Source organism: Candidatus Cardinium hertigii (assembly GCF_003788695.1).
This window is the reverse complement of record NZ_RARA01000026.1, coordinates 95810-96494: the sequence shown is the minus strand read 5'-3', so window position 1 is coordinate 96494 and position 685 is coordinate 95810. Positions and strand designations below refer to the sequence as shown.

Here is a 685-nt window from a genome sequence, read left to right as displayed (position 1 = left end):
TTATATATCTGATTAACAACTACATATTTATATCCCTTGTCTAGCTCTGTCCAATCAATAGTTTGCTTGGTTAATAAAGTTTTAGCTGCTTTTATATTATCTGGTACTCTAGATAACCAGAGCAAATTTTGTCCATATTTTACACAATTGGCATACATGGCAGAATCGCCTACATATAAAAAGGAAGGGGTGCTTTCTAAAGCTTTGCAAAAATTTTGCATACGGGTAGCAGCAGCTTCTAAAGTTGTCTTATCTGAAGCGTTACCTGCATGTGCTTCCATCCATATAGGAAAGTGAGCAGCTCCAGAAGTAGCTAATAATAAAGTCATTTGCTTTAAATCAAAGCGCTTATTTTTAGCATAGCCATGAGCTGGACGGGCTAGCTTAGGTAGCGTTAATCGGTTCGTTTCTGCTACAGCAGTACTATTTTTTACCTCATCTACCTCATCTGTTTCAGCACATGCATAGTCACCGTAGAGTGTTAACGTAGTTGTATCCAAATGAGCAGATTTACCTAAAATATTATGTTGTAAAGCAATAGTTAAAGCTATTTCTGAAAAAAATTTGGTTTCTCCATAGTCATGTATAGCATCTAAACAGCGTCCTAAAGCATCATCATTAAAATCATCTGCTTTAACTTGATTTCCAAATAGTTTACTAATAGGCTTGTTCTCAATAAATTTAG

At 35.2% G+C, this 685-nt stretch carries 1 protein-coding gene (only partly in view); it reads right to left on the bottom strand.

What is annotated here, in order from left to right; genetic code table 11:
* Positions 1 to 677: the 5' portion of an IS1634 family transposase gene (locus EDM02_RS04295; RefSeq protein ID WP_123663359.1), read on the bottom strand. The gene continues 34 nt to the left of window position 1, outside the view; 677 of the gene's 711 nt are visible here — the first part of the coding sequence; its start codon is at positions 675 to 677; the stop codon falls past the left edge of the window.
* Positions 678 to 685: the final 8 nt, after the last annotated feature.